This is a genomic window from Methylobacterium sp. OAE515, assembly GCF_041806315.1.
GTDB lineage: Bacteria > Pseudomonadota > Alphaproteobacteria > Rhizobiales > Beijerinckiaceae > Methylobacterium > Methylobacterium tardum.
The window spans coordinates 193,329-207,415 of the sequence record NZ_JBGMUV010000001.1; the positions used below are offsets into that span (position 1 = coordinate 193,329).

General features: G+C 68.9%; 13 protein-coding genes and 1 pseudogene. 8 read left to right on the forward strand and 6 right to left on the reverse strand.

Annotation, left to right across the window (positions count from 1 at the left end; genetic code table 11):
• Nucleotides 1–32: 32 nt before the first annotated feature.
• The 4 genes and pseudogenes from argJ to ABIE45_RS00940 all read left to right on the forward strand — a co-directional run.
• A complete protein-coding gene (argJ, locus tag ABIE45_RS00925; RefSeq protein ID WP_192709825.1) occupies nt 33–1,283 on the forward strand; it encodes a bifunctional glutamate N-acetyltransferase/amino-acid acetyltransferase ArgJ in 1,251 nt (416 codons plus the stop codon).
• Nucleotides 1,280–1,993: an SIMPL domain-containing protein gene (locus ABIE45_RS00930; protein WP_192709824.1), complete on the forward strand. Its 714-nt coding sequence runs from the start codon at nt 1,280–1,282 to the stop codon at nt 1,991–1,993. The genes argJ and ABIE45_RS00930 overlap by 4 nt, the downstream gene beginning before the upstream one ends.
• Entirely contained in the window at nt 1,990–2,418 is a 429-nt protein-coding gene (locus tag ABIE45_RS00935) for a (deoxy)nucleoside triphosphate pyrophosphohydrolase (protein ID WP_192709823.1), read from the forward strand. Before ABIE45_RS00930 ends, ABIE45_RS00935 begins: the two co-directional genes overlap by 4 nt.
• Before the next feature lie 142 nt (nt 2,419–2,560).
• Nucleotides 2,561–2,902, forward strand: a pseudogene (locus ABIE45_RS00940) (transposase); the annotation flags it as partial.
• A gap of 16 nt (nt 2,903–2,918) precedes the next feature.
• Here the strand turns inward: ABIE45_RS00940 and ABIE45_RS00945 are convergent.
• The 5 genes from ABIE45_RS00945 to ABIE45_RS00965 all read right to left on the reverse strand — a co-directional run bounded on the left by ABIE45_RS00945 (nt 2,919) and on the right by ABIE45_RS00965 (nt 7,983).
• On the reverse strand, nt 2,919–3,635 hold the full coding sequence (locus ABIE45_RS00945) for a hypothetical protein (protein ID WP_192709965.1): 717 nt from the start codon (nt 3,633–3,635) through the stop codon (nt 2,919–2,921).
• A 1,149-nt stretch (nt 3,636–4,784) separates the two neighbouring features.
• Nucleotides 4,785–5,762 carry a Gfo/Idh/MocA family protein gene (locus ABIE45_RS00950; protein ID WP_192709822.1) on the reverse strand — a complete coding sequence of 326 codons (978 nt, stop codon included), beginning with the start codon at nt 5,760–5,762 and terminating at the stop codon, nt 4,785–4,787.
• Nucleotides 5,763–5,896: 134 nt separating this feature from the next.
• Nucleotides 5,897–6,328, reverse strand: coding sequence for a DoxX family protein (locus ABIE45_RS00955; protein WP_192709821.1), 432 nt, complete (start codon nt 6,326–6,328; stop codon nt 5,897–5,899).
• Nucleotides 6,329–6,363: 35 nt separating this feature from the next.
• A complete protein-coding gene (locus ABIE45_RS00960; RefSeq protein WP_192709820.1) occupies nt 6,364–6,996 on the reverse strand; it encodes an alpha/beta hydrolase in 633 nt (210 codons plus the stop codon).
• A gap of 63 nt (nt 6,997–7,059) precedes the next feature.
• Nucleotides 7,060–7,983, reverse strand: coding sequence for a ring-cleaving dioxygenase (locus tag ABIE45_RS00965; protein WP_192709819.1), 924 nt, complete (start codon nt 7,981–7,983; stop codon nt 7,060–7,062).
• 123 nt (nt 7,984–8,106) lie between these two features.
• Between ABIE45_RS00965 and ABIE45_RS00970 the strand changes: the two genes are divergently transcribed.
• The 3 genes from ABIE45_RS00970 (at nt 8,107) to ABIE45_RS00980 (ending at nt 11,673) form a co-directional block, all read left to right on the forward strand.
• Nucleotides 8,107–9,051 carry a LysR family transcriptional regulator gene (locus tag ABIE45_RS00970; RefSeq protein WP_192709818.1) on the forward strand — a complete coding sequence of 315 codons (945 nt, stop codon included), beginning with the start codon at nt 8,107–8,109 and terminating at the stop codon, nt 9,049–9,051.
• A gap of 322 nt (nt 9,052–9,373) precedes the next feature.
• Entirely contained in the window at nt 9,374–10,069 is a 696-nt protein-coding gene (locus ABIE45_RS00975) for a GntR family transcriptional regulator (RefSeq protein WP_192709817.1), read from the forward strand.
• 401 nt (nt 10,070–10,470) lie between these two features.
• Nucleotides 10,471–11,673: a pyridoxal phosphate-dependent aminotransferase gene (locus tag ABIE45_RS00980; protein ID WP_192709816.1), complete on the forward strand. Its 1,203-nt coding sequence runs from the start codon at nt 10,471–10,473 to the stop codon at nt 11,671–11,673.
• 47 nt (nt 11,674–11,720) lie between these two features.
• Here the strand turns inward: ABIE45_RS00980 and ABIE45_RS00985 are convergent, their stop codons facing one another.
• Nucleotides 11,721–12,647: a dihydrodipicolinate synthase family protein gene (locus ABIE45_RS00985; protein ID WP_192709815.1), complete on the reverse strand. Its 927-nt coding sequence runs from the start codon at nt 12,645–12,647 to the stop codon at nt 11,721–11,723.
• A gap of 350 nt (nt 12,648–12,997) precedes the next feature.
• On the opposite strand from ABIE45_RS00985, the gene ABIE45_RS00990 reads away from it, so the two are divergent.
• Nucleotides 12,998–13,774 carry an amino acid ABC transporter substrate-binding protein gene (locus ABIE45_RS00990; RefSeq protein WP_192709814.1) on the forward strand — a complete coding sequence of 259 codons (777 nt, stop codon included), beginning with the start codon at nt 12,998–13,000 and terminating at the stop codon, nt 13,772–13,774.
• Nucleotides 13,775–14,087: the final 313 nt, after the last annotated feature.

Below are 14,087 nucleotides of genomic sequence, written 5' to 3' on the forward strand. Positions count from 1 at the left end.
CCTCACGCCGCGCGCTGCCGGAGCCCGAGCCGATGTCGTCCGCGAAATCACCGCCCGTCTCCCCGCTGGCGCCCGCCGCGAGCCCCGATCTGCCGCCCGTGCCCGGGGTGCGAATCGCCACCGCTCAGGCCGGGATCCGCTATAGCGGCCGCACCGACGTGCTCTACGTCGCCCTCGAGCCCGGGACCCGGGCAGCCGGCGTGTTCACCCGCTCGAAATGCCCCTCGGCCCCTGTGGATTGGTGCCGGGAGGCGCTCGCCGACGGCGCGGCGCGGGCGCTGGTGGTCAATTCCGGCAACGCCAACGCCTTCACCGGCCGGCTCGGCCGCGAGGCGGTGGCGCGCACCGTCGCGATCGCCGCGCAGGCGGCGGGCTGCGACGCGCGCGAAGTCTATGTCGCCTCCACCGGCGTGATCGGCGAGCCGCTCCCGGCGGAGCGCTTCGAGGGCGTGCTGGCGGAGTGCGCGGCCCGGGCCGAGGACGGGCCTGCCGCCTGGGACGCGGCCGCCCGCGCGATCATGACCACCGATACATTCCCGAAGCTCGCCACCCGCACGGCCGAGATCGACGGCGTCAGCGTGACGATCAACGGCATCGCCAAGGGCGCCGGCATGATCGCCCCCGACATGGCGACGATGCTGTCCTTTGTCTTCACCGACGCCGCCCTGCCGCAGGACGTGCTGCAGGCCCTCCTGTCCGCAGGGACGAAGACCAGCTTCAACTGCGTGACGGTGGACGGCGACACCTCCACCTCCGACACGCTGATGCTGTTCGCCACCGGCAGGGCCGGAAACGCGGCCGTGTCCGATCCCGCAGACCCGCGCCTCACAGCCTTCCGCGCGGCGCTGGAGAGCCTGCTGGTCGAACTGGCCCAGCTGGTCGCAAAGGATGGCGAGGGCGCGCGCAAGTTCGTCACCGTGCGGGTCACCGGCGCCGAGAGCGACGCCTCCGCGCACCGGATCGCGATGGCGATCGCCAACTCGCCGCTGGTGAAGACCGCAGTGGCGGGCGAGGACGCCAATTGGGGCCGGGTGGTGATGGCCGTGGGCAAGGCCGGCGAGCCCGCCGACCGGGACCGGCTGGCCATCTGGTTCGGCGACGTGCGCGTGGCTGTCGAGGGCGCCCGCGATCCCGCGTACAGCGAGGCAGCGGCGAGTGCCATCATGCGCGCGCCGGAGATCGGTATCCGGGTCGATCTCGGCCTCGGCGCAGGTGCGGCCCGCGTCTGGACCTGCGACCTGACCAAGGCCTATGTCGAGATCAACGGGGATTACCGCTCGTGAGGGCGGCCCTCGCCGGCACCGTCCTAGCGGCATTTCTGGTCGCGCCGGTCCACGCCGACGATTCGGCCTGCAAGCGCCACATCAGCGTGGTCGGACGCGCCGTCGAGACGCGGGCGCCCGACTTCGCCGAGATCTCGATCGGGGTCGAGGCGCGCGGCGCCACCGCGGCGGCAGCCCTCGACGCGGCCTCGAAGGCGGTGGCGGGGATCTCCGCGCAGGCCCGCACGCTCGGCGTGCCGCCGGCGGATATCGGGACGGCCGCGGTGACGCTCCAGGCCGCAACCCGCGCGGTGGTCCGGCCGGGCGGCGGCAGCACCGAGGAGCCCGACGGGTATCGCGCGAGCAATCTCGTGACCGTCCGGCTTGCCGACATGGACCACCTCGGGGATCTGCTGCGCCAAGCCCTCGATTCGGGTGCGAACCGGATCGATTCCGTGAGCTTCGGGCTGCGCGATCCCGACACGACCGAATCGGCCCTCCAGGTCGCGGCGGCGCGCGACGCCCGGACCCGGGCCGAGGCGCTCGCCGAGGCGCTCGGCACCAAGCTCGGCCCGCTCTGCACCCTCTCGACCCAGGGCGGAGCGCCGTTCCCAATGGCCAGTCGCGCCCTCCCGGCGCCCATGCCCGCCAAGGGCCGGCGCGTCCCGATCGAGGCCGGCACGATCCAGATGTCCTCCGAGGTCTCGGCCAGCTTCGCGGTGGCCCCGTGAGCGCGTCCGGACAGCCCGCGCTCCGCCTCCTGCTGGTCGTCGCGGTGGCGCTCGTCGATGTCGACGGGCGCGTGCTCGTCAGCGAGCGTCCGGCGGACAAGCAGCTCGCCGGCCTGTGGGAGTTCCCCGGCGGCAAGGTCGAGCCCGGCGAGCGCCCCGAGCAGACGCTGATCCGGGAGCTCGCCGAGGAACTCGGCATCCGGGTCGAGGAGCCGTGTCTCGCGCCGCTGACCTTCGCCAGCCACGCCTATCCAGACTTCCACCTTCTGATGCCGCTCTACGTCTGCCGGCGCTGGACCGGCACGCCGCGCCCGATGGAGGGACAGGCGCTCAAATGGATCCGGCCGAAGGCGCTGCGCGATCTCGCCATGCCGCCCGCCGACGCGCCGCTGATCCCGTTCTTGGTCGACCTCCTCGAGGTCTGAGACGGTATCCGGCTGAAGCCCTCGGGTGACGGAACCGCTCCGTCATCGCGAGCGCAGCGAAGCGACCCAGGGCAGCGCCACATCATCCGGCGTCGCGCCGACTGGATTGCTTCGCTCCGCTCGCAAGGACGGCGGGACGGAAGCGATCACCGAAGTCCTCGGCCGGCTCGGCGTCCTCCTGCTGACGCCTGGCAACGCCAGCGATGTCACCGCCGCTCCGGCCGTCCTGGCCGAGGCGCCCGGCCGGATCCGCCGCCCGAGCGCCAACTCGGGCTACGACGCCGACTGGCTGCGCACTGACCGATGCAAGCGCGGACGCAAGAGAAGGCTCCGCCACGACAAGCAGCGCTACCGGGAACGCTGGCGCATCGAGGCAACCTTCAACCAGCTCAAGGACTTCCGCCGCATAGCCACCGGATACGACACGCTCGCCCGCAACTGCGCCTCAGCCGTCGCCCCGGCTGCGATCGTCGCCTTCTGGTGCAGAACGAGTCCAAATCCTAATCCGTCGGATACAAATTCTTTCTTATCCAAGCTCCGGCCGCACCATCAAGCCGGAGAGCATAAGCACTTTTCCCGCATAGAACATTATTATAGTATCCATTTGGCTTCCCCCGAATTAGAACACCTATAAGATACTTTACATTATTCTTGCGTGCAAAGACCGGCGACCCTGACTGGCCCTGGCATATCAAATCCGAGGGATCGACGATCATGTTCTCGTGCATGTTGATCGAAAACGCCATCGATCCGGCGCTTTTCGGATCAGGAAGACTGATACGGCTTTGCTTATCCAGAGACAGAAGAACGATATCGTCGTATCCCTTTAAGTAATTCATAGGCAAAATTTCAACAGCTTGAGAACGCGCCTCATTTCCGTTGGCGTCGAATGACTTTAATTCGATTGAGAAATTCTGCTTTCCGTTGAACTTTTCGATCGGCTCAGCGTCCCCGATGGCGATAACGCCATCGACTTCGGCCGCGAGAGGAACGCTCGCCTGAAATATGGCTATGTCAATGACGGGCGAGTGCGAATACAAAGCTTTTATTCCTGAAATCTCGGCAAATCTGATCTGTCCGCCAATAAAATATCTGATTCCAAGCCCCTTTCTTCCTCGGAAACAATGGGCCGCCGTTATGATATCGTTGCCGATTTTCAGCCCTCGACAAACAAATCGATCGTTTTCATATATGCCTATGTGCGAGTATTCAAACACTTTGCTCGCATACGATGTCGCAACTGAACACAATAGGCCTATGCTGCAGGTAATTACGGGCACTATTGTACAACAATATTTCATATGATTGAGTTCAATTGGGGCAGGCGCCCCGAAGAGTACCTGCCAAGTTTTATAAGACTTGATTTCAATGTTCCTCGCCAGGATACCCCGGACCATACGGCGGGGGATCATAGGGAGGCGTTGGAGTTGGTTCCGGGTAGTCCGGAGGGTTCGGAATGATTTCCGGCGGGTTGTCGACTGGATTATTGGGAGGAAGGTCGTCACCCGGATTTTGCGGTATGTTTGCAGTTTGGAATATTGCTTCTCTGCTTGCTGGAGATAGCGTCAGAGTCGATCGCGGATCGGCCGACTGCTTCAGCTGTGTTGTTTTGACATCGTCCAGAGAAGGCGTTGCCAAACGATCAGTCGGCAGGGGCCCTGTCCGAAAGCGAGATATCCCGAAAGGGGAAATGGCAGCACTCATTCAACGGCTCCTACAAAGACGTAAAATGACTGATGTTTCTTTTGACAACAGCTATGTTCGCCGCAGCCGAGCCGCGTGTTACGATCTTACGATTGCATCCGCCCGCCGATGATCGATCCGGACCGATGCCAGCTTCCGGGCCTGCATGGATTCGCCGGGGCTGTCATGCTCGATAGACTGTCGCTGGTGCTTCAGCTGCAACCACAGCAACGTTGCCGGAGATGGCAATAGGACAATCGTCTCAGCTCGTCAAGCACCCTGCTGCACGACAGCGCAGATCATCACTGTTGGCGCGCAGAAGCTCTCAATCATTCCGCGCCGAAGCTTGTCGGGAGCGATCTTCGACTTTGTAAGGTCAGCTCTGTGAGATGCAGCGAACCGCAATCATCGGGCCATGCGATCGCAATTCTCGATCAGCCGTACCTGAGATCATTGCGCGGGGTTTGCGGGGTCAGCCTCACACTCCGAGCACCCGGGCGCATAAACACTGCCCCTGGCATCGTGATCGTTGTGCTCGTGCCCAGGCTGAGATTGCACGGATGGCGGACGGACCCTAGGACGGCGCGCCATCCACGAGTTGCGCCCCTGGATTGCTTCGCTGCTCTCGCAAGGACGGTGAGGCCGAAGCAATCACCCGGACAGGGTCCGAGGGCCTCCGCCCTTCAAAGCGCCAGGATGGCCTCGACCGCCTCCTGCACGGCCAGCGCCTCCGCGAAGGTGGCGAGGTGGTGGGGCTCACCGCGCGCCATCCGCACTACGCCCTCGATCTGGCGTCGGAGGGTGATCGGGCGCAGCCGCTCGTTGGGGATCGCGTCGGGTTCCGGCTCGAAGCGCCCGTCCGGACCGCGGCGCTCGGCGATGGCCCAGTCGCGCAGCCGCACGGCGCCCGTGTCACCCTCCAGGGTCCAGGTGTTGTGATCGTCCGCGGCGGTGGCGCCGACCCGACCGGTCAGGGTGACCGGAAGGCCGCCCGCCGTCAGCGTGACGTCGATCGCCCGCTCGGACCGGCCGGCCTCGGGGAAATCGACCCGCCCGCGGATGTCATGCAGGGGGCCGAGCAGGCGACGGGCCAGGAACAGGAAGTGCGAGACCACCTCGCGGGTGAAGCCGCCCTCGTCCCGCGCGTCGAGCCAGCGCGCCGCGTCCTCCTGCCAGGGCCGCGGCCAGCGGGCGAATTCGACCGCGATGGCGAGCCGCCGCGGCGTCCCGATCGCGCCCGCTTCGATCCAGCGCGCGATCGCCGCCACGCCCGGCGACGAGGCGAACGGGAAGTTCACCCCGCCGGCCGTCCCGGCCTCCGCCACGAAGGCCCGCGCCTCGGTGAGATCGATGGCGAGCGGCTTCTCACAGAACACGCTGCGCCCCGCAGTGATGGCCGCGCGGGCGTAGCCGAGATGCGAGGCCGGCGGCGAGGCGACGTAGACGCAGCCGCTCGCCGCGACGACCGCAGCGGCATCGGCGACGCGGGGCACCGCCGGAAAGGCCGCGGCGACGCGGTCGAGGGCGTCCGGGGCGGGATCCCAGATCGCCGAGACCCGGACGGGCGAGTCCGGCGCCCCGTGGATGGCGTTGAGCAGGCGCTCGCCCATGATCCCCGCGCCGATGATCCCGAGGGCGAGAGGAGCGTCGGTGGTCGGCATCCGCGGTTCCGTCAGCTGTCAGGCCCCGGTCCGAGGCTCCGACAGGCTTTAGGGGCACCGACCGGCGCGGGAAAGGCCGCTGCCCCGCTCAACTCTGGATGAAAACCGGCGGCCGGTTCCGAGAAGGCGACCGGTCAGGCCCGGCCCTGGCGCGCGTCGAGGCTGAGCGGGCCGGCCCCGAACGCCGCGACCTGCAGCAAGCCCCCCGCCACCGCGAGGTTCTTCAGGAAGTGGAACATCTGGTTCTGATCCGCGAGGACGCTGTGGAAGGTCAGCGCCGTGGCGACCGCGAAGGCCGCCAGGACGAGGGCGACGATCCGGGCGCGGTAGCCTGCGATCAGCAGCAGGCCGCCTCCGACCTCGACCAGGGCGGCGGCCGCGAAGGAGACCTCCGGCAGCGGCAGGCCGGCGGCGCGGATGGTGGCGAGGGTCGCGGCGGGCGCGGCGAGCTTGCCGACGCCGCTCACCAGGAAGAGCGCGCTCATCAGGACGCGGCCGGTGACCGGCAGGAGGGTCGCCGGCAAGGCGCCGGCGACGAGCGCGAGGGGAGAGATCGAGGAGTCCATAGCGGATGTCGTCCTGTGTGCGTGGGACGCGAAGATCAGGCGGCGCTCGGAAGTGCGCGGCCGCGGGTCCAGTCGATGGCGAGGTTGATGTCGGCCTGCGACAGTCCGTGGCCGCTGGGCAGGATCCGGTGCTCGACCGCCGCGCCCGCGGCGGCAAGCTGGTCGGCGAGGCGGCTTGCGTTCTCCACCGGCACGATCGGGTCCATCGCCCCGGAGAGGATCAGGACCGGCTTGCCGGCGAGGTCGGCGGCAGGCGACTCGGCGAAGGGCACCATCGGGCGGATGAGCACGGCGCCGGCCAGCGCCTCCGGCCGCAGCATCAGCAGCGACGCGGCGATGTTGGCGCCGTTGGAGAAGCCGAGCGCCAAGGGCGCTCCGATCCCGTAGCGCTCCCGCGCCGCAGCCACGAAGCCCGCGAGATCCGCGGTGCGGCGGCGTAGATCCGCCTCGTCGAACACGCCCTCCGCCAGGCGCCGGAAGAAGCGCGGCATGCCGTTCTCCGACACCGCGCCGCGCGGCGACAGCAGGGCGGCGCCCGGAGCGACGATCCGGCCCAGCGGCAGGAGGTCCAGCTCGTTGCCGCCGGTCCCGTGGAGGAGAAGGAGCGGCCGCGCGGCATCGGCGCCGGGCTCGAAATGGTGGATGAAGCCGAGGGTGTCCTGGGTCATGGCGACCTCGCTGGTGGTGAGTGCGGGCGCCCACCCCGCGGGTTGCGGGGCGGGCCTGTGGGGTCAGGCGACCTTGGGCAGCACGGCCTCGATCTGGGCCCGGTGCGGCTCGAGGCCGGCGGGCAGCTTCAGGGCTTGGCCGAGGGCCTCCACCGGCTCGTCGACTGCGAAGCCGGGCGCGTCGGTGGCAATCTCGAACAGCACACCGCCGGGCTCGCGGAAGTAGATCGAGCGGAAGTACTGGCGGTCGCGCTGCTCGGTGACGTGGAGCCCCCGTGCGGCGAGCTGCTCGCCCATCGCGGCCTGGGCGGCATCGTCCGCGGCCCGGAACGCGATGTGGTGGACCGACCCGGCGCCCGGCCGCCCCGGAAGGAAGCCGCCTACCGCCCGTAGGGTCACGAGGCTGCCGATCGCGGCGCTGCCCGCGAAGCGGACCAGGTTGCCCTCGCGGCCGACCTCGTGCAGGCCCAGCACCTCCGTGAGGATCGCCGCCGTGGGCTCCGCCTTGTCGAGGAGGAGCGTCACGCCGTGGAAGCCGCGGATCGCGTGCTCGGCCGGCACTTCGGCCGAGGCCCAGGCCGCCTCGTCCCCGGCATCGACGCCGACCAGGGCCAGCATCATGCCGTCGGGATCGCGGAAGCGCAGCGTCGGCTCGCCGAAGACCTGGACCAGCGGCTCGTGGGCGACGCCCTTCTCGATCAGCCGGTGGGTCCACCAGCCAATGGACGCGCGGGGCACCCGGAACGCGGTCTCCTGGGTCTCGCCGATCCCGACGCGGCCCGGCGCCGCGTGCTCGATCGGGAAGAAGGTCAGGATCGTGCCGGGCTGGCCGGCCGCGTCGCCGTAATACAGGTGGTAGGTGCCCGGATCGTCGAAGTTGACGGTCTTCTTCACCAGCCGCAGCCCGAGGATCCGGGTGTGGAAGTCGAGGTTGCGCAGGGCCGGGCCGGAGAAGGCCGTGACGTGGTGGAGGCCGGTCTGAACCATGGCGATGTCTCCCTGAGGATCGCCGCGAAGGACGCGGCGCCTGTTCCGATGACCGCAATGTGCCCCTTGCCAGGTCGCCCGAAAATAGAAACGATGGAAACCTATCGTTTCCGGATTTGAACCATGCGACTGCCCGATTTCGAGGCCTGGGCGGTGTTCGCCAAGGTGGTGGAGACCGGCTCCTTCGGCCGGGCCGCGGCCGATCTCGGGCTGTCGAAGGGCACCGTCTCGAAGGCCGTCGGCCGGCTGGAGACCCGGATTGGGGCGCGGCTGTTCAACCGCACCTCGCGCAAGCTCGCGCTTACCGAGGCGGGACAGGCCGCTAAGGCGAGCGCCGCGCGCATCCTCGCCGAGGGCGAGGCGGCCGAGGCCCTCGCCACCGCCGGGGCCGCGGAACCGCGGGGCTTGGTGCGCCTCGCCGCGCCTATGACCTTCGGGGTGATGCACGTGGCGCCGCTCCTGCCCGCCTTCCTCGGTGAGCATCCGGCCGTGTCGGTGGACCTGCACCTCTCCGACGCGGTGGTCGACCTCGTGGGCGGCGGCTTCGATATTGGCCTGCGCATCGCGGCCCTGCCGGACTCGTCCCTGCGGGCGCGTCGCCTCTGCGCGATCCGGCGGTCGCTCGTGGCCACACCCGCCTATCTCGACCGGGAGGGCCGCCCCGCGCATCCGGACGACCTCGCTCGGCACGCCTGTCTCGGCTACGCCTACCTGCCGACGCCCGATCGCTGGCGCTTCGTGGACGGGGCCGGGGCCGAGGCCGTCATCGTGCCTGGCGGCCAGCTGCGGGCGAACAACGCCGAGGCGCTTGCGCCGGCGCTCCGGGCCGGCCTCGGTCTCGCGCTGCAGCCGGATTTCATGATCTGGGACGACCTGCAGGCGGGCCGCCTGGAACGGGTCCTACCCGGCTGGTCGCCGCCGCCGATCGCCCTTCACCTCGTCACGCCACCGGGCGACCCGCGCCCGGCCCGGGTGACCGCCCTGATCGGCTACCTCGTGCGGAGGCTCGCCCAGGCCCCCTGGGCGGATCCGCACGGCCGTGCCGAACCGCGCCTGTTGAAAAACTAATGTACTTGAGGGCCATTTGGCGGGACTTGGAATATGTTCCCCTCCCCTTCCGCGCTCGCCCGGCACAGGGCGTGCGCTTCCTGTGGAATGCGCCTTCGGATGGGAGTGAGTGGTTTGCGACCGTTCGGTGCCGGCACAAGCCTCAAGTTCGCTCTGTGGGCGGTCCAGCTGCCCATCCGCGTGCACTCTAGCGAGTGCCGGCTGCGCCTGAGCCCGCTTTTTCGGCAACCTGACGTAATTATCAGCGACGCTTTTGTCACCGGCAGGGTTTGATCGCAGCGGACCATTCTGTATAAATGCGTACACATATTCCGAGGCGTTGATGTCCCCAGCGGTTCCGGCCCGACCCGCATCCGACCGATTGCGGCACAAGACCGTGTCGGCCGCCGTGGCCGATTCGATCCGGCAGCGGATCCTGAACGGGGAACTGCCGCCCGGCGTCCAGCTTCGTCAGGATGCGCTGGCCGAGGAGTTCGGGATCAGCCGCATCCCGGTGCGAGAAGCGCTCCTGCAACTCGAAGCCAGCAACCTGGTCAAGATCATGCCGCACCGTGGTGCCGTGGTCTCGGGGCTGTCCCTCGAAGAAGTGGAAGACATCTTCCAACTGCGCTGCCAGCTTGAGCCGCAACTCCTGGCACTTTCCGCGCCCCATCTCACGAAAGCTGATCTGCAGGACCTGCACGCGCTCTCGCGCGAGTACAGCCGCGCGCTCGAAGCCGGCGAGGTCCAAAGGTGGGGCGAGCTGAACAGCCGGTTCCACCTCGATCTCCTGCGGCACGCAGGCCGCCCGCGTGCGCTGACCATCGTGTCCGGCCTGCTGCAGGATTGCGATCGCCCGACCCGCATCCAGCTCTCGACGCCGTCCGATATCGACCGTGCCGAGCTGGAGCACACGCAGATCCTGGACCTGTGCGAGGCGCGCAAGGTCGACGCCGCGGCCGAACTCCTGCGCGCTCATATCGAGCATGTCGGGGTCTCGCTGATCGCGATCTACCGCGGCACCCTCGCGGTCGCCTGACCGGGCACGGGGCCTTGACGCTGAAGCGTCCGCCCCGTCATCCCGGGGCCGCGCAGCGGAGCCCAGGCTCCAGACACTCGGGTGGTTCTCGTTCTGCACCGACGGCGGTTCTAGATACCGGGCTCGCCTCCGGCGCCCCGGAATGACGAAGTGGTCGACCAGCCTGGTGGCCGGATATCTGCCAGCATCAGCCTATGATGCCGCCCTCGGTCTTGGAGACATAATCTCCCAAGCGATTGCCCCGGGTCCCGCCTTCGCGGGCCTGGACGGATGGGCCCGAACGCGTCAGGGTCCGGCCGATCACCCCTCTGCCGGGATCCTTGCAGGCCCGCTGGTCGCCATCGGCCTGCTGCGTCGCGCGGGAACCGCGCGTCCCGGCGCACGGAGAGCCGTCGCGAATCATGGCCGCATCCCTCGCTCCCGCCGCGCCCGCCGATCTCACGGATGCCCTCTCGGCGCGCATCCAGGGGATCGGTACGAGCCAGATCGGCCTTGTGGCGGATCGCGGGCGCGACGATCCGGAGGTCGTGAAGCTCTGGATCGGTGAGGGTGACCTGCCGACCCCGCCCTTCATCGTCGAGGCGGCGCACCGGGCCATGCTGGCGGGGCACACCCGCTACACGACGTCCCTCGGCCTGCCGGCCCTGCGGGCGGCGCTCGGCGCCTATCACGCGCGCCACTGGGGTGTGGAGATCCCGCCCGACCGGTTCGCCGTGACGGCCGGCGGCATGAACGCGATCATGCAGGCCGCCCAGGTGCTGCTGGAGCCCGGCGACGAGATCATTATCCCGTCTCCGGCGTGGCCGAACCTGCGCGAGGCGGTGCGCATCGCCGGGGGCGTGCCCGTGACGGTCCCGTATCGGAGGCTGCCCGACGGGCGCTTCGCCCTGCCGCTCGCCGATATCGAGGCGGCGCTGACGCCCCGCACCCGCGTGATCATGATCAACTCGCCCTCAAACCCGACCGGCTGGACCATGCCGCTCTCGGAGATGACGGCGTTGCGCGACCTCGCCCGCGACCGCGGCCTGTGGATCCTCTCGGACGAGGTCTACGCGCACTTCACCTATGGCAACCGCATCGCGCCGTCCTTCCTGCAGATCTGCACGGAGGACGACCGGCTGATCGTGACCAACACCTTCTCCAAGAACTGGGCGATGACCGGCTGGCGTGCCGGCTGGGTGATCTACCCCCGCGGTCTGGCGCCCACCTTCGCGAAGCTCGGGCAGTACAGCACGACCTCGATCTCGACCTTCGTGCAGCACGCCTGCATCGCGGCTCTCGAGGAGGGCGACGGCTTCATCCGCACCATGGTCGATCGCTGCGCCGAGGCGCGGGCGATCCTGGTGGACGGGCTGTCCCGGTTGCCGGGAGTCACCGTCGCGCCGCCGGACGGGGCGTTCTACCTGATGGCCCGGATGGGCGGCGACGAGCCGAGCCTCGACCTGGCGCTCCGCCTGCTGCGCGAAGCGAAGGTTGGGGTCGCGCCCGGCACCGCCTTCGGGCCGGAGGGCGAAGGCTTGGTGCGGATCTGCTTCGCCATCAGCCCGGCCCTGGCGCGGGAGGCGGTGGCGCGCCTGTCGTCGGTGCTCGGACAGGTGGGCTGAGGCGGCCCCTGTGCTCCGAGACGATTGCCGCCGCGGCGGCGCCCGCCTCAGCGCCCCCAGCGGAGCACGAGCGCGTCGTTCCGGCAGGCGAGCTCGATCAGGCCGGCGCGTGTGTCGGGGTGCAGCGGCTGGATCGGCAGCCGCGCGGTCTCGTGGGCGATCACGCCGCCCTCCTGCATCAGCGCCTTGCAGGCCAGAAGCCCGCATTGCCGGTTCTCGTAGTTGATCAGCGGCAGCCAGCGCGCGTAGGCGTCCATGGCCGCCTCCCGCCGGCCGGCCGCGTAGGCGTCGGTGATCTGCCGGATCCCGTCCGGATAGCCGCCGCCGGTCATCGCCCCCGTGGCGCCGGCATCGAGGTCGGCCATCAGGGTGATCGCCTCCTCGCCGTCCCAGGGGCCGACCACCGCGTCGCCGCCCAGCGCGATCAGCTCGCGGAGCTTGGCCGCGGCGCCCGCGGTCTCGATCTTGAAATACGCGACGTTTTCGATCTCCCGGGCCATACGCGCGAGGAACGCCGCCGAGAGCGGCGTGCCCGCCACCGGCGCGTCCTGGATCATGATCGGGATGGAGATCGCGTCCGACACCGCGCGGAAGAACTCGTAGACGCCGAGTTCCGGCACCCGGATCGTGGCGCCGTGATAGGGCGGCATGATCATCACCATTGCGGCTCCGGCGGCCTGCGCCCGGCGCGAGCGCTCGGCGCAGACCTGCGTGGCGAAGTGGGTGGTCGTCACGATCACCGGCACGCGCCCGGCGACGTGCTCCAGCACGGCGTGCATCACGGTCTCGCGCTCGTCGTCGGTGAGAACGAACTGCTCCGAGAAATTGGCGAGGATGCACAGACCTTCGCTGCCGGCCGCGATCATGAAGTCGATCGCCCGGCGCTGACCGTCGAGATCGAGGGCGCCGGAGGCGTCGAACACCGTGGGGGCGACCGGGAACACGCCGCGATAGGTCTGGATGGGCGAGGTCATGGGCGATCCTTCCGTCGGTCGGGCCGCGCCCCGGCGCCGGACTCGGTCGGGGATCGGGATCCGTCCCGTCTACCACGAACCCGCCGCGCCGCCGTCGTGACGCGGTGCGATCGGTGGGGACAGTGCAGTTCGCCCGTCGGCGGCTGGTCGTCTGGTGGGTTCCGGGCACCGGTTGATAAAGAATCCGCGGCGCGGAGTAGAGCGTCACGACGGGGCAGGAATCCACCTCCGTCGATCCGGTCTCTTGCCAGCGCCACCCGACTCGATTCATTGCTGCGATGTACGTGCGGAGCCGGGATCGACTTCAGCGACGGCGAGAGAACATTGTTATCGAGCAGGAGCAATTAGGAATGCGACTTTTCTCGACGGGCGTGGCCGCGATGCTGGCGGTCTCGGCGGTTCTCCTGGGCACACCCGCCCGGGCCGACGATCTCGACGCGATCCGCGCCGCCAAGACCCTGCGGATCGGTACCGAGGGGACCTACGCGCCCTTCACGTTCCACGACGCCTCCGGGGCCCTCGTCGGCTTCGACGTGGAGATCGGCCGCAAGGTCGCCGAGCAGCTCGGCGTCACGCCGCAATTCCTCGAGGGCAAGTGGGACGGCCTGATCGCCGGGCTCGACGGCAAGCGCTACGACGTGGTGATCAATCAGGTCGGCATCACCAAGGAGCGGCAGGCGAAGTTCGACTTCTCCGAGCCCTATATCCGGGCGCGCGCCGTGCTGATCACCCGCGCCGACCGGGCGGACATCAAGTCCTTCGCCGACCTGAAGGGCAAGAAGGCCGCGCAGAGCCTGACCAGCAACTTCGCGCGCCTCGCCGAGCAGTCCGGGGCCGAGCTCGTGGGCACGGACGGGTTCGACCAGTCGGTCCAGCTGGTCATCACCGGGCGCGCCGACGCGACCGTCAACGACAGCCTGTCGTTCCTCGACTTCCACAAGCAGAAGCCGAACGCGCCGGTGAAGATCGCCGCCGAGCAGCAGGACGCGGACGCGTCCGGGATCATCCTGCGCAAGAACAATCCCGCGCTGAAGGCCGCGATCGACAAGGCGCTGGAGGCGATCAAGGCCGACGGCAGCTACGCGGCGATCGCGCAGAAGTATTTCGGCGCGGACGTCTCGAAATAGGCCGGGGCCGCAGCGGGACCCGCTTGCCTGAGGGCTCCCAGATCCGAGCAAGTCGCCGATACCGGAGCGCGATGCGCCCCCGGCGGTCGGTCAGGTCGGGGTTCGCTGCGGAGAGACCCGTCCCGCCATACTTACCGTGATGGGCCGCCGCGTCCTCCCCGGCCTTGCGAGCGGAGCGAAGCAAAGCAGTCCAGTCGGCGCCACCTTCATCGCGGTCGCGCTGCCCTGGGTCACGTCGCTTCGCTCGTAATGACGGAGCGGGTCGATGACCCGAAAGCTGGCCCGCTCCCGCACGGGAGACGCGTTTCGCACC